Source organism: Marinomonas sp. CT5 (assembly GCF_018336975.1).
GTDB lineage: Bacteria > Pseudomonadota > Gammaproteobacteria > Pseudomonadales > Marinomonadaceae > Marinomonas.
The window spans coordinates 4,179,797-4,202,118 of sequence record NZ_CP025572.1 but is presented as its reverse complement, the minus strand read 5'-3'; the positions used below and the strand labels follow the sequence as shown (position 1 = coordinate 4,202,118).

The 22,322-nt window shown below is 43.2% G+C and carries 21 protein-coding genes; 8 read left to right on the top strand and 13 right to left on the bottom strand.

Translation table 11 applies throughout. The features are described from left to right. Positions 1-189: 189 nt before the first annotated feature. Genes C0J08_RS19995 through C0J08_RS19980 form a run of 4 tightly spaced genes read left to right on the top strand, consistent with a single transcriptional unit; the run spans position 190 to position 2,603 of the window. The gene (locus C0J08_RS19995) at positions 190-870 is read left to right on the top strand and encodes a MotA/TolQ/ExbB proton channel family protein (RefSeq protein WP_212653650.1); all 681 of its coding nucleotides are present in this window, start codon (positions 190-192) and stop codon (positions 868-870) included. Next, positions 860-1,282, top strand: a complete 423-nt coding sequence (locus C0J08_RS19990; protein ID WP_212653649.1) for an ExbD/TolR family protein — start codon at positions 860-862, stop codon at positions 1,280-1,282. The genes C0J08_RS19995 and C0J08_RS19990 overlap by 11 nt, the downstream gene beginning before the upstream one ends. Further along, positions 1,279-1,710: an ExbD/TolR family protein gene (locus C0J08_RS19985; RefSeq protein ID WP_212653648.1), complete on the top strand. Its 432-nt coding sequence runs from the start codon at positions 1,279-1,281 to the stop codon at positions 1,708-1,710. Before C0J08_RS19990 ends, C0J08_RS19985 begins: the two co-directional genes overlap by 4 nt. Then, complete coding sequence (locus tag C0J08_RS19980) at positions 1,707-2,603, top strand: energy transducer TonB (protein WP_212653647.1); 897 nt, start codon at positions 1,707-1,709, stop codon at positions 2,601-2,603. Before C0J08_RS19985 ends, C0J08_RS19980 begins: the two co-directional genes overlap by 4 nt. A 123-nt stretch (positions 2,604-2,726) precedes the next feature. On the opposite strand, the gene C0J08_RS19975 is transcribed toward C0J08_RS19980, so the two are convergent. The 5 genes from C0J08_RS19975 to C0J08_RS19955 form a co-directional block, all read right to left on the bottom strand. Continuing rightward, complete coding sequence (locus C0J08_RS19975; RefSeq protein ID WP_212653646.1) at positions 2,727-3,557, bottom strand: glycerophosphodiester phosphodiesterase family protein; 831 nt, start codon at positions 3,555-3,557, stop codon at positions 2,727-2,729. 78 nt (positions 3,558-3,635) lie between these two features. Beyond that, positions 3,636-4,745, bottom strand: a complete 1,110-nt coding sequence (locus C0J08_RS19970) for an extracellular solute-binding protein (RefSeq protein WP_212653645.1) — start codon at positions 4,743-4,745, stop codon at positions 3,636-3,638. Positions 4,746-4,800: 55 nt separating this feature from the next. Next, positions 4,801-5,625, bottom strand: a complete 825-nt coding sequence (locus C0J08_RS19965; RefSeq protein WP_212653644.1) for an ABC transporter permease — start codon at positions 5,623-5,625, stop codon at positions 4,801-4,803. Next, complete coding sequence (locus tag C0J08_RS19960) at positions 5,622-6,482, bottom strand: ABC transporter permease (RefSeq protein ID WP_212653643.1); 861 nt, start codon at positions 6,480-6,482, stop codon at positions 5,622-5,624. Before C0J08_RS19960 ends, C0J08_RS19965 begins: the two co-directional genes overlap by 4 nt. Positions 6,483-6,484: 2 nt before the next feature. After that, positions 6,485-7,546 carry an ABC transporter ATP-binding protein gene (locus C0J08_RS19955; RefSeq protein ID WP_212653642.1) on the bottom strand — a complete coding sequence of 354 codons (1,062 nt, stop codon included), beginning with the start codon at positions 7,544-7,546 and terminating at the stop codon, positions 6,485-6,487. Between the two features lie 186 nt (positions 7,547-7,732). Here C0J08_RS19955 and C0J08_RS19950 point away from each other — a divergent pair, with 186 nt between their 5' ends. Continuing rightward, positions 7,733-8,860: an ROK family transcriptional regulator gene (locus C0J08_RS19950; protein WP_212653641.1), complete on the top strand. Its 1,128-nt coding sequence runs from the start codon at positions 7,733-7,735 to the stop codon at positions 8,858-8,860. Positions 8,861-8,913: 53 nt separating this feature from the next. Here C0J08_RS19950 and mltA read toward each other — a convergent pair whose 3' ends face one another. Both mltA and C0J08_RS19940 read right to left on the bottom strand, forming a co-directional pair. After that, complete coding sequence (mltA, locus tag C0J08_RS19945) at positions 8,914-9,993, bottom strand: murein transglycosylase A (protein WP_249344397.1); 1,080 nt, start codon at positions 9,991-9,993, stop codon at positions 8,914-8,916. A gap of 253 nt (positions 9,994-10,246) precedes the next feature. Further along, positions 10,247-10,825, bottom strand: a complete 579-nt coding sequence (locus C0J08_RS19940) for a DNA-J related domain-containing protein (protein WP_212653639.1) — start codon at positions 10,823-10,825, stop codon at positions 10,247-10,249. Positions 10,826-10,935: 110 nt separating this feature from the next. On the opposite strand from C0J08_RS19940, the gene C0J08_RS19935 reads away from it, so the two are divergent. Together C0J08_RS19935 and C0J08_RS19930 are read left to right on the top strand one after the other, a co-directional pair. Then, positions 10,936-11,613: a zinc metallopeptidase gene (locus tag C0J08_RS19935; RefSeq protein ID WP_212653638.1), complete on the top strand. Its 678-nt coding sequence runs from the start codon at positions 10,936-10,938 to the stop codon at positions 11,611-11,613. Between the two features lie 227 nt (positions 11,614-11,840). After that, the gene (locus C0J08_RS19930; protein ID WP_212653637.1) at positions 11,841-13,775 is read left to right on the top strand and encodes a bifunctional 2',3'-cyclic-nucleotide 2'-phosphodiesterase/3'-nucleotidase; all 1,935 of its coding nucleotides are present in this window, start codon (positions 11,841-11,843) and stop codon (positions 13,773-13,775) included. A gap of 81 nt (positions 13,776-13,856) precedes the next feature. Here the strand turns inward: C0J08_RS19930 and C0J08_RS19925 are convergent, their stop codons facing one another. The 4 genes from C0J08_RS19925 to C0J08_RS19910 all read right to left on the bottom strand — a co-directional run bounded on the left by C0J08_RS19925 (position 13,857) and on the right by C0J08_RS19910 (position 18,701). Continuing rightward, positions 13,857-14,732, bottom strand: a complete 876-nt coding sequence (locus C0J08_RS19925) for a hypothetical protein (protein WP_212653636.1) — start codon at positions 14,730-14,732, stop codon at positions 13,857-13,859. 193 nt (positions 14,733-14,925) lie between these two features. Further along, the gene (betA, locus tag C0J08_RS19920; RefSeq protein WP_212653635.1) at positions 14,926-16,608 is read right to left on the bottom strand and encodes a choline dehydrogenase; all 1,683 of its coding nucleotides are present in this window, start codon (positions 16,606-16,608) and stop codon (positions 14,926-14,928) included. A gap of 28 nt (positions 16,609-16,636) precedes the next feature. Continuing rightward, positions 16,637-18,094: a betaine-aldehyde dehydrogenase gene (betB, locus tag C0J08_RS19915; protein WP_212653634.1), complete on the bottom strand. Its 1,458-nt coding sequence runs from the start codon at positions 18,092-18,094 to the stop codon at positions 16,637-16,639. 301 nt (positions 18,095-18,395) lie between these two features. Further along, positions 18,396-18,701: an isoamylase early set domain-containing protein gene (locus tag C0J08_RS19910; RefSeq protein WP_212653633.1), complete on the bottom strand. Its 306-nt coding sequence runs from the start codon at positions 18,699-18,701 to the stop codon at positions 18,396-18,398. 340 nt (positions 18,702-19,041) lie between these two features. Between C0J08_RS19910 and C0J08_RS19905 the strand changes: the two genes are divergently transcribed. Continuing rightward, on the top strand, positions 19,042-19,200 hold the full coding sequence (locus C0J08_RS19905; protein WP_212653632.1) for a hypothetical protein: 159 nt from the start codon (positions 19,042-19,044) through the stop codon (positions 19,198-19,200). A 7-nt stretch (positions 19,201-19,207) separates the two neighbouring features. Here the strand turns inward: C0J08_RS19905 and olsF are convergent, their stop codons facing one another. Both olsF and C0J08_RS19895 read right to left on the bottom strand, forming a co-directional pair. Next, the gene (gene olsF, locus C0J08_RS19900; protein WP_212653631.1) at positions 19,208-20,938 is read right to left on the bottom strand and encodes a bifunctional ornithine lipid synthase OlsF; all 1,731 of its coding nucleotides are present in this window, start codon (positions 20,936-20,938) and stop codon (positions 19,208-19,210) included. A 249-nt stretch (positions 20,939-21,187) separates the two neighbouring features. Next, complete coding sequence (locus tag C0J08_RS19895) at positions 21,188-22,312, bottom strand: histone deacetylase-like amidohydrolase (protein WP_212653630.1); 1,125 nt, start codon at positions 22,310-22,312, stop codon at positions 21,188-21,190. Between the last annotated feature and the right edge of the window lie 10 nt (positions 22,313-22,322).

Here is a 22,322-nt window from a genome sequence, read left to right as displayed (position 1 = left end):
AAGCGGCTTTTCTTATATTTTCAAATAAAATGATCATGTTGAATCCAACATGATCATTTATCTTTTTTTACTCTTCTTCATTGCCTTCATGAGCTTTTTGACTGTCTTTTTATTTAGGTAATTACTTATTGAAAATGCTGTTGAGAATGACTACTATTTGTAAGTTGTTTTTAATCATTGGAGAGTGTCGTGGAAGATTCAGTTCAGCAGAAAATAGTCGACTTCTTGCAGGTTGGTGGCCCTGTGGTTTGGATTCTGATGGTATTTTCTGTCGTCGCCTTGACCATTGTTCTGTTAAAACTGTGGCAGCTTTCCTCGCTTCGTGCAGAAAGCCTAAAAACCAGTAATTTGGCTTTGGAACAATGGCGTAATGAAAACGATGCGGAAAACGCGTTGGAGCAACTTAATGAAAAGCGTCCTATCGATGCATTAGTGGCTTACACCATGCGCGCTTTGTTGGCTGGGAATACACAAGTTGATCTGATTCGTGAAGAGGCTGAGCGACGCGCCATGAATCAACTAAACCAACTTCGTTCTTACCTTCGACCATTGGAAATCATTGCTACCTTGAGCCCTCTACTAGGTTTGCTCGGTACAGTATTGGGTATGATCACCGCGTTTCAGCAAATGGAAGGCGCAGGTAGCCAAGTGGATCCTTCTGTCTTGTCCGGTGGTATTTGGCAGGCCTTGCTAACCACGGCAGTCGGTTTGGCGGTAGCGATTCCTGTTGTCACATTACAAAGTTGGTTAGAACGCAAAGTGGAACGTATTGCTCATAACATGAATGATGCTGTGACACAGGTGTTTACCAGCAAACAGGCCAAGCAACTAGCCAAAAAAGCGGACGAAGAGTTGTTGCATGCCGCTTAATTTGTCTCAACCTAAACGGAAGAATGCCATCAGTCTAACGCCACTGATTGATGTGGTGTTTATCTTGCTGTTGTTCTTTATGTTGACCTCTAGTTTTGTGCCTTGGCGCATAGTCGATACACCTTTATCTGTCTCATCGGAAGAGCAAAGTTTGCCGCAAGAAAAAGACAATCTTATTCTGACCTTAAAGCAAAATGACAATCAGGTTTGGATCGATGATCAGGCGATCAATTTCAACGATCAAGCGGCTTTTCAAAGCCTTGTTTCTGAACATAATGAGGGTGTTTTTATTATCAAAGCGGAAGATGGTGTGTCTTTGCAGAGCTTAATGGATCTTGCGGACCGACTAAAGCTGAATGGCGCAAACACAGTATCTATTGCGAATGCCTTTGCCATGCCGGAGGCCGAATGAAGATAGGGGAAAAATACGCCGCGAGAAACGCCAGTAACGATGACAATATGGTACCACTGATTAACGTGGTGTTTTTGATGTTGGTCTTTTTCATGGTAGCGGGGCAAATTAAAAAGGCCGACCCTATTCCTGTTATGCCACCACAGTCGATTAATGATAACCGAGCAGCCACAGACCCTAATATTGAAATTGTGGTCGGGACGGATAATAGCCTTTATGTTGATGATAAATTATTTGCTATCGATGATGTGCAAGCTTACTTAGAGCAACAATTTGTTTCTACATCAAACAAAGACACTTTTTGGGTACAAATCAAAGCTGATGGCGCCATTTCTCTAGAAAAGCTACGTCCAATATTTAATCAGGTGCGTCTGGCTGGGCTTACAAAAGTGAGTTTGGCGACACAACTTGAGCGGGGAAATAAATGATTTCTAAGCGTCATTGGATTATTGCTGGTGGCTTGGCGATTTCTGTTCATGCCGCTGCTTTTTATGCGGTATTTTATGCTCCGTCGGCTGGTAGTCAGTCTGCGGGGGCGCAAGGTATTGAATTTGATTTAGGTATGGTTGGGGACCTTGGGGCTTCTACTGAAAGCTCGGTTGTTCAGGAAGAAGTGAAAGAGGTAGAAGAGTCTATAGAGACAGAACCCCCTGAAGAAGAGGTTCAAGAGGAAGACATTAAACCGGAAGTTGAACCTGAACCTGTTGTACAACCAGAAGCAGAACCAGAACCAGAACCTGTTGTCGAGCCTGAAGTTCAACCGGAAACCATTAAAGAACCAGAGCCAGTTGAGGTTAAGCAAGCTTCACCAATTGCAGTAAAAAAACCAGAGCCCAAACCCAAACCAGAGCCTAAGCCTAAACCCAAACCTGAGCCTAAGCCCAAACCTGAGCCTAAGCCCAAACCTAAAAAAGAGACTCCAGTCGTGAAAGCGACTCCAAAAAAGGTTGCACCGCCTCCTGTTGCACAGCAAAAAGCGACAACAGGAAGTGCCGCAGCGGTAACCAGTGGAGGTAACCCAGGAGCAAAGGTAAACTATTTCACAAAGCTAACATCGGTTTTAGCTCAAAATAAACGTTACCCAAGGGCATCTCGTCGTCGCAACGAAGAAGGTGTTGTCTCTTTGTCTTTCGTTGTTCATGCAGATGGCTCTGTATCAGATGTAAAGATCAAAAAAAGTTCAGGCTATAAACGTTTGGATAATGCCGTACTGGACATGATAAAGCGCTCGACGCCTTTGCCAGCATTTTCAAAGGGCATTACAGAAAAGGAATTGCGGATTAACTTGCCCGTGTCCTTTAAGTTAAGTGATTTTAGATAAAATAGTACAGTTGAGGTTATGAAGAACAAAAAACGCCGTTATTTTAAATACTAAAGTTAAAGAGCGGCGTTTTCATTAGCGATTTTAAGAACCATATCTAATAGATTTGATAAACCTATTTTGCTACTTAACGGACTTTGATTCGAGCCAAATAGCGAGTTGTTTAGGGTAGTCGGTTTGAATCGCACCAACTCCTGCATTGATCAGGGTTCCCCAAATACTTTCAGGGTTAACGACAGCTTTAGAGTCGGAGAAGTCGAAAGGAGGAACAAGATCCAAAGTATTTATCCAGATACGGCAATCCATCTTTTCTAATTGCTGTTTAGCTTCCCATAACTCTTCAATATTCTGTGGTATGAGCTCTATCATAAAAGGTTTAGCTGTTTCTAACGCTTTTAGGTTTGTAATCAGTTGCCCTTTTTTAGGCGTTAGCATTGGCATATGCTTGATACTGGTATTGAGTGAGTTCCATGTCTCGGTAGTCGTGTTGAAATCAGACTTTACAATGGCGATGTCTTGCATGTTTAGTTGTTCTACTTCTTTAATAAGTTCAGCTAACTCCTCTGGTTTTTTTGTATCAATATTGATCATGATCTTACCTTTTGCATGCTCCAACAGTTCGGACAGTAAGGGTAAAGAGTAGTCACTAACGGCATTTTCTTTTCCACCATCACTGTGTCGAAGTCGCAAGGCTTTTATCTGCTCTAATGACGTTTCGCAAACAAGTCCTGTGCCATTGGTTGTTCGATCTAACGTTTCATCATGGATGACGACGAATTCGCCTGTTGAGCATTTTTGTGTATCAATTTCAACGATATCAGCGCCTGCTTGTATAGCATGATCGACTGCTAAAAGAGAGTTCTCAGGCGCTTTTTGCCAAACCCCTCGGTGTGAAATAACTATGACTTTGGGATTCTTCAGGGAAAAATCTAACGTTGCACTATTTTGTGACATTCTTTTACCTATATACGAGTTTTGATGTATTAATTAAGGCCGTTCATGGTTGTACGGCCTTTGTTTTTGCGAGACAGCTTAGTGAAGCGTAACCTCTTTTATGAAAGTATTTGTGATGGCGTCTTTCAGAGTCTGGTTGGCCCAGTCGGTACTATTTTTCCGTTCTTCTATTGATATCAAAGCATTGCTGTCATCGGCATCTGGGTTTTGTGGTGCAGAGCCAAACCTTTGATTAAATGCTGTTTGAGTTGCTGCGCTGGTGAGCCAACTGACAAATAATAGAGAGGCGGCAGGATGTTGAGTATTTTTAGGAATGACGACGATATTTCCGCCACCTGGCATGCCTATTTTAGGAATATAAAATTTGATGTTTTTTGAAATTTCACCTTTGTTTTGTAAGCCAGCTAAAAAATCCTCCCAAGTAGCGACCATGGCAAACTCACCACTGTTTAAGCGCGTTATGCTGTCTGAATTTGACGCCGTAATAATGTACTTATCTCTGTTATCATTAAACCAATCCCAGGCAGGCTGTAATTTGGTCATTGTTGTTTTGGTTGGTTTATCTGTTTGATAATGAATATCAGTGACAATGTTTTTGGTGATTGATTCTATTAAGGCTGGTCCTGAGCCACCGTTAACGGTGTTAAAACCTAGCATCTCTGGGTTTTTCGATAGGTAAGCATCAAAGTCGGCAATAGATTGGGGTAATTGTTCTTTACTAATGAATGCCGGGTTGTAAGCAATCCCGGTCTGATTCCCCCAATAAGCAACGCCGTAACCTTTAGAGTCCGCACCTTCTATTTTATATTTGAGCTTATTTGCATTGGGTAATAAGGAGGATAACGGCCCTATCAAGGTCTTTTTAGCGTTAACTTTAGTGATGTCTCCACCACCAAGAGAGAGCACATCAATATCGCCATTTTTACGATTAGAATTGGCTAAGAATTTTTGCAAATTAGCATCATGGCTGCCTTCAGGAATAACAACTTCAATACCATAGGTCTTTTCGAAACTTTTTACCTGTTGACGAAAATCATTCTGTAAAAACCAGTTGTACCAAACAACTTTGCCTTCACTTTTTGCCTGAGAAACCACTTGCTCCCATGACATAGATGATAAGTCAGCTGCATTTGCCGCTGGAATGATGCTGACTGAAGCTAATGTGAGAGATAACAGTAACGCTTTCATACATTATTTCCTTTTACATTCACGAAGTTATTTAAGGGTTACAGTTAAGGGTGAATTACCCTTTGCCCGTTATTGATGCTGTGTTTTGGCCTTTGAGAAAACGCTCTATGAGCAACATCAAAAAGACATTGGGCACAACAAGAATGAGAGATACCACGGCCGCATTCGGACGAATGAAGTTATAGCCGAGGTAAGAATAGAGAATCGTTGGTACCGTGGTGAAATCTGGTGACCCGATGACAAAGGCTAAGGCAAACTCTTCAATACTCATGATAAAAACCATGATGAAGCTAGCGAATAAGCCAGATCTTAACGTCGGCAAATAGGCCGTACGAAAAACGGTCAAACTGTTGCCTCCTAGATCTCTTGTAGCATCCACAATATCTTGTCTAATAAGCGAAAATGAAACCGACAGAATACGAATGGCGTACGGTATAAAAAGAATAGTGTGACCTATTAATATGCCTAAAAAGCGTGAGTAAATACCGAGCTCGGTTAGCAGTGATGAAAAAAACAGCGCAACCACAAAACTCGGAATCATCAGCGGCAACAAGGTAAGTGATTGTGCGACGGCCTTACCGGGAAACTCCAGACGTCCAAATGCAAAAGCTGTCGGTAACGCGAGTAAAATAGTGCATAGAGCAACGGTTGGCGCCAGCGTATAACTATTCATTAACGCGATCGGTAGCGATGTGGTTGTCCACACTTCTATCCATCGTCTAAAGGATAAAACGGGTGGCAATATGTCTGGGTACGACCAAGCATGGCTCGGGTCCACTAAGGACCACAGGATGGCGAGAGAAAATGGAATGACCAATAACAGCAAGGATAGGCCAACAATAAATAATACTAAAAGCTGATTTGTTCGAGACGTGTTCATCGTTTTGCTCCCCACTTAACAATGCGTTCGGTAATAAAAGCGAGTAACAGCGATCCAACAAGAGCGGTTAACATGAGTAATAGGGCGACAGTGGCGGAAAGGTGCCAGCCATCTACTGAGGAATTTTTCATACGAAGCATAAACTGAGTGAGCGAATTAACGCTGGTGGGTCCTGCGACAGCTTGAAATGAATAGTCCCCAACTGCGCCAATGAAGATGATAATTAAGGCAGCCTGTAATGCCCTTAGAGTGAGTGGTAGGATGATTTTTATAAATCGATTCCAGCTGCCTGCACCGAGATCTCGCGCAGCATTAATAATATCGTCACCAATAGATTGCACTGCATTGCTTAGTAATAAGAGAGCAAACGGCATTTGTTTCCAAACTTGCAAAATGATAACGCCTATCCCATAGGTGTCGTTTTGCATACGAATGGGTCGACTGACAAAACCAAGGTGAACAAAAATGAGATTCAGAAAACCATTAAATGAGATGAAATTGACATATAAAAATGCCGCAACAAGACCATGTACTAGCAAAGGAGCTTTGAGTAGGCTGGAAATAAATTGAGAGCCAGAAAAAGGTTTCCTTAGCCACAGCGCGAGAGGGTACGCGAAGGCGATGGAGAAAATGGCACTGATCGTTGCTATTTTTAAAGAATAAAAGAAAGATCGCCACAACTGATCGTTAGCTAAAATCTCATGCCAAAACTTCAAGGTGAATTTACTGTCTCCAGCAAAATTGAAGTAGCCAACGGATTGGGCTATTGCCATCGAAATCACGACCACAATAAAGACTAATACGAACCCTAATCCGGGTATAAGCAGTGCATAAGCTAATAAAGTATTTTTAGACATGATTAAGATTCCTCAGCAAGAAAACGAATCTTATTGGCTGGTATATGGCAACTAGCTTGCTCTTTTTCCTGTAGCTGCTGAAAGCCAAGGCATTGAATACGAATGTTTAACTGATGGCTTGTGGTAGGCGAAAGTAAAAATTCAGTCAAATTACCAAGGAATGTTTTGGCAATAACCTTTAGCTCTACGTTGTTGATGTCTTGAGTGTCGAAAGTCATGTCTTCTGGTCGCCAAAATACATAGGTTTGTTTAGCAACAGGTTTACCTTTGCTTTCGACGAGCAACTCACCAAGTTCTGTTTGTACTCGATAGCCAGTTGTTGTTTGTTCAAGAACCGTGGCGGCTAATATATTGGCAGCACCAATGAAGTCCGCAACAAAGCGATTGACTGGATTATGATAGATTTCTTGGGGCGAGCCGATTTGCTGTATTGCGCCTTGGTTCATTACAACAACTAAATCAGACATGGCTAATGCTTCAGCTTGATCGTGGGTGACATAAATGGCAGTGAAATTTTGTTTTTTCTGTAACTGGCGTATTTCGAAGCGAACAGAATCGCGTAATTTTGCATCAAGATTTGAAAGTGGTTCATCAAACAAAATGACTCCAGGCTGAATAGCAAGCGCTCTTCCAAGTGCGACGCGCTGTTGTTGTCCGCCTGATAATTCTGTGGGTAATTTATCCAGTTGTGACGTCAGAGATACTTGCTCTGCCACTTCATTAAGAAGCACTTTTTGTTCGTCTTTTGGTAGGTTTTTTTGTTTAGGACCAAATAAGAGATTATTTGCTATGCTCAGGTGTGGGAACAAAGCATAAGATTGGAAACACATGGCCGTGTCTCTTTTCTCTGGAGGTAGGTTGTGAACTTCTTTGTCACCAATAACGATGCTACCTGAGGTAGGAGAGGTAAACCCTGCAATGGTTTTTAACAGCGTTGTTTTACCACATCCAGATGGTCCAAGTAGGGTGACAAATGAACCACTTTCAATGTTTAGAGATACATTATGTAATGCTTCAAAATCTCCAAATCTCACTTTAATCGAGTCAATAAGTACGCGAGTCATGACTTTCTTTCTCTTTATAATTATGGGTATTCGTTCTGCATTGATTAAATTTCCAATACAACATTAATACACTTATAGAGTATTAATATAACAATAATATTACACTTTATGTTTAATATTTGTTTTTTTATCTGAGAGTGGGTAAATTAACGCGGAGAAAAAATAGAGAAAGGCCGGAATATTTGAATGATTAATGATGCAATGGAATCTACGAAAATAACGGCTAATGAGCGCATGATTTTAGATATAGTGAGGCGCTCAAAAGGCCTTGCTCGCTCGGCCATTACAAGACAAACTAATTTGACCCAGCAATCGGTACATCGAATTGTTGATCGTTTGTTGGAGCTCGAATATTTGCAATTGGGAGATTCTGTCGTCCAGGGACGCGGTCAACCAAGTCGAGTGGTGAACCTAGCCCCTAATGCTTTTTTTAGCCTAGGTGTGTCATTAAATACCGATGTTATGTTGGTGTGCTTGGTGAATTTTAATGGCGAAATACTGGTGCAAGAAAATATCCCTTTTGCGCCAGTTAATCGTCGGGAAACACAAATATGGTTAAGCGCATTAGTCGTCAAATGGCAACAAGAGTACCCTTTTATTGAAGGACGTATTATTGGTTTGGGCTTTGCGATGACTGGGTATTTTGTTAAACAAAAAGGACATATACGTCCCCCAGACCCATTGTTAGATTGGGCTGAGATTGACCTAGAGCATGAGCTGAGCCACTTACTTAATATGCCTGTGATTCTGTTAAATAATGCAACGACTGGTGCGATTGGAGAGGCTTTCCATGGCGCGGGTTTGAAATATCAGACGTTTGGCTATTTGTCATTTGATTTTGGTTTTGGCGGAGGTATCGTTATTGATGGAGAACCTTTCTTTGGGGCTTTTGGCAACGCAGGAGAGATAGGTCGTATCTACACGTCGGACGAAATACCAAAACGTCCTGCTTTGGCTATCTTGTTAGAAATGCTTGCGAGTCGTGGTGTTCATGTCCCATCAGTTGCTAGACTGAATGATGAATTTGATTCCAATTGGCCCGTATTGGCTGAATGGATTCAACTGACTACGCCCCATTTGTTACGCGCTATTAATGCTCTTCGAAGTGTTATTGATCCTAGTGCTATCGTTCTAGGAGGACAAATCCCTAAGCCATTAGCACGTATGTTATTGGCGGCTTTAGAACAACAAGGGGTGAAATCGCCACAAGATATTTCGGTTTGGCCAAAGATGATAGTCAGTGAATTGGAAGACGATTCAGCTGTATTAGGTGCAGCACTACAGCCGTTGAGGAATATGTTTTTTCGCAAATAATGTAATGCCTATAGTGCATAGGCATTACATAGTGTTTTTGTTTCAAAAAGAGCTTATTGCGCAATAAGTGCTTTCGGCGTTGGGTTTTGTGGCAGTAGTAACCACACTTTTCCAAAATGCTTGAGCTGACCTGCATGGAAGTGCGCTTCTTCGCCAATGCCCTGATACCAATCAATATGGCCTGGCCCCTTAATGGCACCGCCTTTATCTTGGGCAAGCAAGAGACGAAACTCATGACCAATTAAGTTGCCATAAGAGTCTAATTTCGGAACTTGAGCGAGCAAAATTGAGCCAAGTGGAATGACATTAGGGTCAACCGCAGCAGAATAAAGTGGCGTTAATGGGACATTGGCTGCACCCACTGGGCTTTGTGGGCCTTCACTAAAAAATAAGTAACTTGGGTTGGTGGATAAAATTTCACGGTTACGATCTGGGTGATCACTCAGCCATTGACGAATACTTTGAGCGGAAATATGGGCGCGATCAATTTCACCTCTCTCGATCAATTCCTTTCCTAGACTGCGATAAGCGTGTCCGTTTACTCCACCCCAAGACAACAGCTTGCGCTCACCATCTTCGTATTCGACTACGCCAGAGCCTTGTACGTGCAAGAAAAAGTTTTCCACCAAACTGGACGTGTAAGCAATTTCTAATCCTTGTCCTGCTAAGGCGTTTTCAAAATCAATTTCCTCCCGAGAAGGATAGGTGCCATCGGCATTCGGGTGAGCGGGTTTTCGATAGAGCGGGTAACGGTAGACTTCGTCAGGTAGGTGTCGAACAGGTATAACAGGTACGTAATATCCGGTAATTTGTACGTTGCCTCTTTGATCTTGTCCGGCCAATTGATGGGCGATCAGTTGCGGCTGTTGCGCGGGATTTTGTAGCCAATTATTGATTTCTTGAGCAACGAGTTTCAGATCGGCCACACTGGTTTGCGTGTTTTCAAGTACGAAATCTTTATCACCAATTCGGTTTAAATACTTTATTTGCTGCTGTAATCCGCTCTGGAAACTTTCATCTGGTAGAGGTAAACCGGGCGGCAGACTTTCTTTTAAATATAGGGTATCACGCTTCAAAGCCGTGATGTCTCGGCCATTGTTTTCGAAGTCATTGGAACTGTCTATCTCGTTCATACTACAGCTACTTAATAGCGTAAAAGAGATCAGGCAGACTGGGCGAATTAGGAAACGGCGATGTGTTTTGGACGGTAAAAAGTGTCGTATCAAAGAAGAAAAAGTCATAAGCCCTATGTCTATAAAATGAATCGGTAAAATACTAAATGGTCGAGTTTGGACCATAAATAAAGAGCGAGGTTCATCTTGAGTTTTTATAGAAATGAAAGCAACGATAGAGTAATAGTTTTACACTTTGACAATATCAAAGCGATTAGAACATCAAGTATTCATAGGCTTCTCTGAGGCCAATGAAGACTTCTTGGTCACCACCTCTGTCTGGGTGATGTTTTTGAGCCAGTTTTCGGTATTGCTGCTTGATGATGGCTTTTGTTGGGTTAGTGTTATCAATTTGCAGGGTTTTGAGTGCCGAATCACGGTTGCCCGATAGGCTGATGCCTTTGTAAAAACTATTAAGAAGGCGGGATACTTCATCTGCATCGGTTTTTTCGTATTCTTCCCAGTCCAGATAGTAGGCCGCTAACTTGGCATCGACACTATCGTTTAAACTGGTGCTCTCTGACATACTAAATTGTGTGGTACTAAGAAGGTGAATACGCGTAGCGCTGATGTTTAGCAGCAAATTATCTTCTTGCCAAAGGCTGCTTTGTAATTGGTACAAAGCGTTCATAATAAGAAAGTGCTGACGAAATAGCTGTAAGTTTGGATCCTCTGCAAGCTGGCTAAATTCCGGCAGTTGGCTTTTTAGCTCTTTTAGTATGTCAAACTCACTCATACCATTTGGGTGGTTTTTTAGGATCGCGAGAATGGGGCCAACTAAAGGATTTTTCATATCTAGCTCGTATACTTGAGGCATATGTTTACAGTGTATGTGATGAACCTAAAAAGGGTCAAAGTTGAGCTGTATATTTTTGTTAACTTGGATAGTAGAAAGACAACGTTATGTTATGGATTGCTGGTATCGTCATTGCCTTGTTATTGCTGGTTGGGCCGAATGTATGGGTAAAGTTTACCCTTAAACGTTACGCCATAGAGCGTAAAGACTTGCCGGGAACGGGGGGCGAACTGGCGACTCATTTAGTAAAACGCTTTGAGCTAACAGAGGTAAAAGTAGAGCAAACCCAAGAAGGTAATGATCATTTTGACTTCGGCCAACATGCGGTGCGTCTGAGTCCGAGTGTTCTCAATGGACGATCGTTAACGGCGGTTGCTGTGGCCGCCCATGAAGTAGGGCACGCCATTGCGCACGAGAAGAAACAAAAGATTTCTCATTTAAGTTCCCGTTATTTGCCCTTGGCACATTTTGCTCGTCGAATTACCGCGGGTTTATTACTTGGTTGGCCAGCCTTGAGCCTGCTGCTGCATATTCCCTACGCCGTGCCTTTGCATGCCTTAGTGGTTGGTCTATCTGGTTTGTTAGCTGTTATTGTGCAATTGGCGATACTGCCAGAAGAATGGGACGCTAGCTTTAACAAAGCGCTCCCTATCCTGCGAGAAGGTAACTACATCCCACAGGAAGACCTACCCAAAGTGAAGAAAATCCTCACCGCCTGCGCCATGACCTATGTCGCGGCTGCGCTCATCAAAGTCTTGTTTGTTTGGCGCTGGTTTAAACGTTAGTTTTTTCAATTGTAAGGTCGGATTTAAAGGGGTCAGACCTCTTTAAAATAAGACTATCGTTGGTTTTCACACTTATTTTGATGTTTAAGGGATCTGACCCCTTTATGGACTTTCAAGATCTGTCATAAAAAAGGCATGAACTTAGCATAAAATCGTCTTACTATTGAAAGCTGACTTTTTGGTTAGTGTTTAGATTTAGCAGATGTTTGTATGAATGGAGTATTTGCATGACGTTTTTTGTTCCTAAGGGTGCGTCGATTTTCGCCTCTTCTTTGTTGTTTGCAGCGATGGCGCAGGCTTCTACTATTGACTTGCGAGTCATGGAAACCACGGATATCCACATGAATTTGGTGGATTACGATTACTACGGCGATAAGCAAAGCGATGCGGTGGGTTTATCCCGTGTGGCGACTTTGATTAAAGCCGCCCGTGGCGAAGTAACGAACTCTGTGTTGGTGGATAACGGTGACTTATTACAGGGCACGCCATTGGGCGATTATGTTGCCAAAGGTCGAGTGTTGCGTTTTGGTGAGACACACCCAGCGTTTAAAGCGATGAACTTGTTGGATTACGATGTGGGTAATATCGGTAATCACGAGTTTAACTATGGCTTAGACTTTTTAATGAAAAGTTTAAGTGGCGCGAATTTCCCATACATTAACTCGAATGTGTATGTGGACGATGGCGACAATGATGCGTCAAACGATCAGCCGTACTTCCAGCCTTACATTATTAAAGACAAAGTGTTTGTCGATTCTGACGGCAAACAACAAACGGTCAAAATCGGTTACATTGGTTTTGTACCGCCACAAATTATGACTTGGGATAAAGACAATTTAACCCATAAAGTCATTGCCAAAGACATTATCGAAAGTGCTAATAAATACGTGCCTGAAATGAAAGCCAAAGGCGCGGATGTGATTATTGCGATTCCACACAGTGGCATGATGAATTCGCCTTATTTGAAAGGCGAAGAAAACGCGTCTTACCATCTTGCAAAAGTAGAGGGTATCGATGCGATTCTATTTGGTCATTCTCATCGAATTTTCCCGGGTGATAAAGAATTAGATGCTTTTGAAGGAGTTGATGGCGAAAAGGGCACTGTCTTTGGTAAGCCTGCTACTATGCCTGGGTTCTGGGGATCTCATCTAGGGGTTGTTGATCTGACACTGGAGCCAGATGGTGATGGTTGGAAGGTCGCTGATGGTAAAGCCGAAGTACGTGCCATTGCTCGTCGTGAAGGCCGTAAGACTATTCCGTTAGTTGAAGCGGATGCTGCCGTAAATAAGGCCGTTGAAACCGAGCATGAAGGCACATTGGCTTATATGCGCCGCAAAGTGGGTGAGTCTACCTCTGATATCAATAGCTTCTTTGCTTTGGTTCAAGATGATCCTTCGATCCAGATCGTCAACAATGCGCAAATGTGGTACGTAGAAAATATTGTTCGTGGTACGTCTTATGAAGGTTTGCCAATATTGTCAGCGGCAGCCCCATTTAAAGCCGGTGGTCGTGGTGGCCCAGAGTATTACACAGATGTGCCAAAAGGCGATATCGCCCTGAAAAACGTCAGTGATTTGTACATTTACCCTAACGATTTAAAAGTGGTGAAATTGACAGGTGCGCAAGTGGTTGAATGGTTAGAAGCGGCGGCTGGGCAGTTTAACCAGATTGACCCTAACTCGACTGAGCCACAAAACTTGGTGAATGGATCTTTCCCAACTTATAACTTTGATGTGATCGATGGCATTTCTTATCGAATTGATGTGACACAGCCTGCTCGTTATAACGGGGAAGGGGAAGTAATCAATAAAGATGCCCATCGTATTACTAAGGCCATGTTTAACGGTGAGCCATTAAGAGCTAAAGACGAGTTTCTCGTGGCGACCAATAACTACCGAGCTGGCGGCGGCGGTCACTTCCCAAATCTGAATGGCGAAACGATCGTGATTGATGCTCCAGATAAAAACCGTGATGTGGTGGCAAACTATCTGCTTAGCCAGCAAACCATTAATCCAGCGGCGGATGGCAACTGGACATTCACTGGGTTTGGTAAAGCAAAAGTCTTGTTTACAAGCTCGCCAAAAGCCAAAGAGGCAGCGAGTAACAACATGCATTACCAATCTTTGGATGATAAAGGTTTTGCTGTCTTTGAATTGAAATAGCCATTCTTGAAATAGAATGAAGCCTCCAAACGAAAACGCCTGCTAGGATTTAGCAGGCGTTTTTTAGTGTTTTTTCTAAATCTAGATATTTCGCATGTAGTATTCTTCTTCAAGTGAATCGGTGTATTCTTCCATTTTTTGATTTTCGATATTTCTTTCAATCTCTATTGCGCAGTCTGCACAGGCATAATTAAAGTTGTAACCATATGAGTTATGTAGGTGAGCTAAACCCTCTGTAAAATCGATTTCAAAATGCTGGTGGATAGGAACCATATCGTGACTAAAATAGTAGTTATTGCAGTTTTCGCATTCTTGGAGTTTTTCTGAGAATGTGCAAGCGTAACAGCTATCAAAACCATCATGAATAACAAAAGTTTCTGACAAGCAGTTCGGACAATACAAAACTCCTTCTTCTGGGACTTCTTGCTCTTTAATTCTTTGGAGAGCATTTTTTACTAGAGCTTCTCTAGATTGTTCTATCTCAATAAGCTTTTCATGTGCTTCACTGGGAAGTATATCTTCAATTTGACGGTTAAAGTGAACCCTTTGTATTTTAATAAAGAGCAGGAGGACTTTTAGAAATTGTGCTTGTGCATGATCAATCGAAAGCTCAAAGTCAGAGTGAGTAATATTATTTCTTAACTTTATAGCAGAGTTCATTCCATCTATTTCATGTTTGGTTAAAACTATATTACCTATATTAGGGTCTACTAATCTTTGAATAGCTTTTGTAATACTGACTGTATTTTTAGGTGCGTCGATATTTTCATAGATTAAGACAGGATGGATGTTTTTTAGCATGACTTTAAGAGTTAGCTCTAAGGATTGAACTAAGCTCAAGATAGCAAATTGCCAGTGACGTACATCGTTTTCTGCACCAATCGCCTTCTCGATTGCTTCAATAAAAAATGAGTGACTATTCTCGAAAAGGTCTAATTTAATTGACTTAGTGTTCATCAGAAATCTCATGAAATAAACATGTAGCATTAGAGTAGTACCAATAATAGTGCCATTTCTAACTTTTTAGCGAATTAAGTTTCTATAAAGCTGTATATCTTTTGCTCATGATAAAACAGTTTTGCAGTTCGTCCCATGTGAAATACAAAAAAGGCCTCCGAAGAGGCCTTTAAAAGAATGGTAAGGTTTACGATTACCGCTGTTTCGTTTCAAATTCTGGATGAATCCAAACAGGTGCGTTTAGGCTCGGCAAGGCTGGTTTACCCAGTATCATGTCAGCGGCTTTTTCCGCCACCATGATGGTCGGTGCATTCAAATTACCGTTGGTTATGGTCGGGAAGATAGACGAATCCACCACCCGTAGATTGTGCAAACCGCGCACTTGGCACTGTTCGTTCAACACGGCCATGGGGTCCTTATCGTCGCCCATCTTACAAGTACAAGATGGATGATAGGCGCTTTCTACATTTTCTTTTACCCATTGGTCGATCTCTGCATCGCTCTGGATATTCATGCCCGGTTGGATTTCATCACCACGGTATTCGTCTAGCGCGGACTGTTGCAATACTTCACGGGTTAGGCGGATGGTATCGCGCCAGTCCTGCTTGTCTTGTTCCGTCGTAATGTAGTTAAACAAGATTCGCGGCTTAGCACTGGGATCGGAAGATTCAATCCAAATTTTACCGCGACTTTCTGGCTTGTTCGGCCCAACATGCACTTGGAAACCATGGCCTTTCACGGCGGCTTGTCCATCGTAGCGCATGGCGGCTGGCAAGAAGTGATACTGAATGTTGGGGGATTTCAGGCCAGCGCGCGAGCGAATAAAACCACAAGATTCAAAGTGGTTAGTCGCACCCAATCCGGTTTTAAATAACATCCAACGGGTACCTATCAAGCCTTTGCTGATCAAGCCAAGTTTGCTGTTTAGCGTCACGGGCTGTTTGCAATAGTATTGGAAGTAGACTTCCAAGTGGTCTTGTAGGTTTTCACCCACGCCCGGTAATTCATGAACCACAGGCACGCCGGCTTTTTCGAGCACATCTTTTGGACCCACTCCAGACAGCTGCAACAACTGTGGCGAACCAACGGAGCCAGCCGATAAAATGACTTCTTTGCTGGCGGTGGCTTGTTGGGTTTGACCGTTTTTACTGAATTCAATGCCCGTGGCGGTTTTGCCATCGGCCTTTCCATTTGCAAAGAGGACTTTATGGCTTAACACACCGGTTTTAAGCGTTAGGTTCGGGCGCTTCATTGCACGACGTAAGTAGGCGTTAGACGTAGAAGCTCGCACGCCATCTTTGACCGTCATGTGCATGGGGCCAAAACCTTCTTGGTGGAAGCCATTGTAATCTTCCGTTTTGCCATAACCGGCTTGTTCACCCGCGTCAATAAAGGCTTGGTAAAGTGGGTTGTAGGTCATGTCGTTGCCGTTATTGGTCGACAGTGGGCCTTCGCCACCACGATAGGTATCTGCTCCACCTTTCCATGTTTCGGCTTTTTTGAAATAGGGTAAACAGGTTTGGTAATTCCAACCTTTGGCACCATTTTCTTCCCATTGGTCGAAATCACAGGCGTGGCCACGAACATACACCATGCCATTAATAGACGAAGAACCGCCCAATACTTTGCCTCGTGGACAATGCATTTCACGGCCATCAAGACCGGGTTCTTTTTCCGTATGAAACTGCCAAGCGTATTTGTCGGTATTCATTGGGTAAGATAAAGCGGTGGGCATCTGGATAAAGATGCTTTTATCTGAGCCACCCATTTCCAGCAACAGCACTTTGTGTTCGCCACTTTCGGTTAGTCGATCGGCTAGCACGCAGCCAGCAGAGCCAGCGCCGACAATGATGTAATCGTACGTTTCGTTTGCCATGACTTCTCCTGTTTACTCTGTGTTTCGCTTAGTAAGGGCTTTCAATGTCGTTCAGATCAACAAACACACTTTTGTTTTGTGTGTAGTGGTACAGAGTCTCAATGCCGTTTTCACGACCGATACCAGATTGTTTGTAGCCGCCTACTGGCATTTCTGCGGGTGAAGCGCCCCATGAGTTGATCCAGCAAATACCGGCCTGCAATTGATTGATAACACGATGAGCGCGAGCGAAGTCTTTGGTGAATACGCCAGCCGCCAAGCCAAGCTTGGTATCGTTAGCGCGGGCAACCACTTCGTCTTCATCTGTGAAGCTGAGTACGGACATGACAGGACCAAAGATTTCATCACGTACTTGTGGCATGTCGTCTGTGCAATCGGTAAAGACCGTTGGTGCCACAAATGCGCCTTTGTCTAAGCCGTTATCCGTTACTTGGTAACCGCCACATAGCAGGGTGGCACCCGCGTCTTTCGCCGCTTGAATATAACCCAGTACTTTTTGCATGTGATCTTTAGAGATCAGCGCGCCAACTTGTGTGTCCATGTCCATTGGGTCTCCAATGATCATAGCTTCAGTGCGTTCTTTTAGTTCTTTGGTAAACGCGTCTAGCATGTCCGCATGAACGAATACGCGAGTACCGTTGGTGCAGACTTCCCCTTGGGTGTAGAAGTTAGCCAACATGGCAGCAGAAACGGCTTGATCCACTGGCATATCAGGGAAGATGATCATAGGGGATTTGCCACCTAGTTCCATGGTTACCTGTTTCAACGACTGTGAAGAGGCGGCCATGACTTTTTTACCTGTGCCGACTTCGCCAGTAAAGGAGACCTTGTCGATGTCTGGGTGGTTGGTAATCAATTGGCCTGTCCGCGCATCACCCTGAATGACGTTAAAAACACCATCAGGCAAACCTGCTTCAGTGAAGATCTCCGCCAATTTTAAGGCGGTTAATGGTGTTTCTTCTGACGGTTTGAAAATCATTGCATTGCCCGCGGCGAGTGCAGGGCCTGATTTCCACATGGCGATTTGAATCGGGTAGTTCCATGCACCAATACCAGCACAAATACCGAGAGGCTCGCGGCGTGTGTAGAAGAAGTTGCCATTGCCAAGGTCTTGATAATCGCCTTGGATTTTATCGGTTAGCCCTGCGTAGTACTCGATCACATCGGCACCAGTTTGGATATCAACCACAATGGCTTCTTGAAGGGGCTTGCCGGTATCCAGTACTTCTAGGCGAGCAAGCTCTTCGTTTCTTTCTCGTAAAAGATCGGCAGCTTTTTTCAAGATGCGGCCACGCTCAACGGGACTCATTGCCGCCCATACTTTTTGGCCTTGTTTAGCCGATTCAACAGCAGCATCAAGTTCAGCTTGTCCTGCGTGTTCGATTGTCGCAATTACTTCGCCATTGGCTGGGTTAATTGTTTCAAAATGTTCACCGCTGGTGGATGCTTGGTAGCGGCCATGAATGTATTGCTGCTGTTGTGCCATCTTGTACCTCTTTTCGGTTGGGGCCGTGTCCATTAATAGGGCACTGACGTCTTGTTTTTTATTAAATGCGCATTTAATAAAAAACAATTGTACAGATTTTGACTGTCAATTGCAGCTTGAATCCATGAATTCGTATTTTTGGAACAAAAAATGACGTTATCTTGAAAAGAGTTGAATGGTTGCAAAAAGGAAAATAGAGAGCAGAAGAGTACGCGAAGCAGGAGGCTAAGAGAGGTTAGCGTCTCTGTTTAAGGTTTTAAAAGAGACGCATATCGGTGAACGTTAATGGATCAAAATATTATCAAATACTAATGACGCCATTAGTGTCGTAGCTGATTGGGCTTGGGACATAGGCGTCCGCCATGTCGTCGTTTAGCCACTCTTTCCCATCTAAAACATAACGAAACTGATAAGAGGTTTCGATATTTAGGTTAAGAGTCGAGGCAAAAACACCAGACTTTTGTTTTTTCATTGGATTAGCTGTGCTGTCCCAGTTATTAAAATCGCCTACCACAGCAACAGTTTTGGCATCGCCAATGACCTCAGCCGGTAAGGCGAATTTTACTTTGCATTCGGGTTTGGTTTTTAAGTAGGTTTTTTCGATCATTTCCAGCTCCGTAGTCTATTGATAGACAAATGTGTAAGGCTACCGCAAAAGCCCGAGGTAGTTGTTGAACTCAGCTAGTAAAAAGCTTTTTAAATCGGTCCGTTAAAAAAGATACAAGCAAAGCCTACGCCATATTTTCTAACTCATTAATTTTCAGACGAAAAGCCCGTCGCACTAGAATTTGGAGCGGATTTTTAGAACCATTTTAGTGTCGAAGGCCATACTGAATGCGCTATTTCTGGGCTTATTCTGTTGGTAGAAATGCAAGATGTAAATTCACATTTTAAACCTTCTTGTGTTCTATACTGAAGTTACACCAACAAAAATAACGAGGTGTTTTATGGATCTTCAAATGGTCGTTCTTATTGTATTAAGTGTGTTGCTGGTCATTAAGATTGTTTATCTGGTTGTCTTTAAACGCTCCGAACAGCGAGAGGACGACCACTACCCCCATAAACATCATAAGCATCACTATCATGGGCATCATCATGATTCCTGATAATTGACTAGGCGTGAGAGCCATCATTGTGGCCTCGGTAACGTTTATTTTTCGCTTCTTTGACTGTATTTAGGTCTACTAGGACCAAACCGTCCACACAGTAACCAAAGTCGGCATCGACACCAAAGTCTAAGAAGCGAACCCCTCCCTTCTCACACAACTCACTGTATTGCTTAAATAAAGTTGGCACACTGGCGCCAAAGTGACTGAGTTGTTCTTTTAGTATTTTAAAATCTTCTTCGTAATCATTGCCGCTGAACATAGCTGAAATAATGTCAGAATGTTCCGCGTTAACCTGATAAGGGGTGAAAGAGCGAGCTAAATGTTCGTTGTCAGCAAAATAGAGTTTGTAAAATGAAACAATGAAATCCTTTGCGGCTTGTGGGTAGTTATTACTGAGACTCACTGGGCCGAACATATAACGTATGTCAGGATGTCTGTCTAAGTAAGCACCAATGCCATACCACAAATAATCCAAGCTACGTTTGCCCCAGTATTTAGGCTGGATAAAACTACGGCCCAACTCAATCCCTTGTTCGAAGTAAGGCTCCATATCACAAGAGTATTGGAACAATTCTGAGCTGTAGATACGGTTTGGCGTCTCAGATTTCATATAACGAGCGACTTCGCCAATGCGATAAGCGCCGACAATTTCAAGTTCTTCTTCGTCCCATAGAATCAGGTGACGATAGTACTGATCGAACTTATCCAAATCAGAGCGTTCCCCTGTGCCTTCCCCCACTTTTCGGAAGGCCACTTCCCGTAAACGTCCAATCTCTTTCATAGTGACTGACATGGGATCGTAATCAAACAGATAAATCTGTTTGTTATCCTTGGTGCTGCCAAGGTGCTCAGCGATTTTAAGCTCTTGTTTGATCATCTGTCTGTTTTGTGGATGCTCAACGGTCTTTTCGGTTTTGAGCAGCGGTTTTTTTCCCTTTGCAATTCGGTACAAGTGGCGTTTCACCAGTTTGTTTTTTTCTTTATCACTTAAAGGCAGTTGAGCCAGTTCTTGAATGGGAATGGCTTGGCCTACTTGCATTGGGATTTTACGATTGCGCTGGCGGAACATCTCGTTTGCTAGCTGTATGGTAGACAGTGGGCGATACAAAATCGAGCTAGTGTAAAACAACATGGAGTTACGTCCGCCAATATGAACCGGCAGTAACGGGCTGTTGGTTTTTTGCGCCAGTTTCAAATAGTTTTGATTCCACTTTTGATCTTTGATGCCGCTGGGTGACATACGCGACACTTCACCAGCCGGGAAAATAATCACGGCTTCTTCGTTGTGCAAGCAGCTCATAATGGCTTTTAATTGCTGACGAGCTGTTTTGCCACCAAGGTTATCGACTGGAAGAACCAGCTGTTTTAAACCATCAAACCCCATTAACAAATCATTCGCGACGATTTTTACATCAGGTCGAATCTCACCAATCAAGCGCAGTAATGCTAAGCCATCTAAAGCGCCAAGAGGGTGATTGGCGATGATCATCACACGTCCACTGGCAGGAATGTTTCGTCGATCAACTTGACTGACTTGATAGCTAAAGTTGAAGTGATCCAGCACACGATCAATAAATTCGAAGCCGACACAGCCGTCGTTTTTTTCCAGGAATTGGTTTACTTCACTTTCGTGGAATAAGCGTTTTAACACGCTTAACGTCGGGCGAGTGATAAGAGGGCTTTTGTCGAAAAACTGAGGTGATTTATTGGCAATCATTTGCTCGACTTGAATCACAGTGGTGCTCCGCTCTAATAAGGTTTGGTTATCTTATTAATCAGAGTAGAACGTCAATATGACAGCGTCGTGACGTTTATGTGGCGAAAATATGACCAGTTAATGAGTTGTTTTGTAATTGTTGTTGAAGGGGAGTAGATCTTGAAGCTCGAACAAATATTATTGTTTCAATTAATTAAGCCGGCAAGATTATGGAACCTTACCGGCTTAGTTTGTCAGAGAAAAACTAATTAGTATTTTCTGACCTTGTTAGATATCTTGTAAATAAGGTGTCAGTTCGCTAAGCAAAGTTTGTTGATGTGGCATTAATTCTTGCTGTCCCCATGCTCGAATCTCTTCGCCAACATAGTCTTTTACCGAGCTTGTTTGGCCACTCATTGCTTCTATCAAAGCAAGCGCACAAATGGGAACATAGGTTTCAGAATAACCTCCTTCATGCACCACGACTACCTTGTCTTCGCACAATTTAGCTGCTACTTCCATTATTTTCAGCATCATCTCTCGATAAGCTTCACTGTCTAAAATCATTGGACCAAGAGGGTCTAATGCTGCCGCATCATAACCACAAGCGACCACTATTAGATCTGGCTGGAAACGTTCTAGGGCTGGTATAACCAATTGATCAAGCGTCGCCATGTATGCGCCAATACCGCTGCCAGCAGGGAGCGGGATATTTAAGTTATAACCATGACCTTTACCCGCTCCTCGTTCCGTGTGCGCACCAGAGTCCAAAGGAAAATTATTATCATGGTGAATGGAAATGGTCAGAACTTCATCATTCTCGTAAAAGGCATCTTGCGTCCCATTACCATGGTGCACGTCCCAGTCAATAACCGCTACCTTGGAGACTAAGGATTGGGTTCTAGCAGACTCAATCGCAATCGCAATATTGCCTAGCAAACAAAAGCCACAGCCGCCATCCCGTTTAGCGTGATGGCCCGGAGGGCGAGTTAGTACGTAAGCATTTTTGAGCTCGCCCTTCATAACTTGCTCTACGGCTGATTTTGCAAGCCCTGCTGAAAGCTTAGCAATATCATAGGCGCCCTTTGAATAGGGAGCTCCGTCGCTGATATTACTGGGGGAAGCCGCATCTCCGGGGCCTTGTTCGCTGTCATGAGCCAAGCGTTTGATATACTCGGCACTATGGACATTCAGTATGTCTGCCTCAGTTGCAGGCTCAGCACTTCGACATTCAAGTGTTTTTATAACCCCACTAACTTCTAATAGGTTTCTTATACGTCGTTTTGTCTCAGGGTTTTCAAAAGAAGTAAAAGGTTGAAAATAAAGCCCCATGGCGTCGAACATGCCGCGATTACCTGGGTCATGCCACATACAAAGCTCATCATAAAAGAAACCTGTTTTACGGTTAAACATCTTGAGTGCT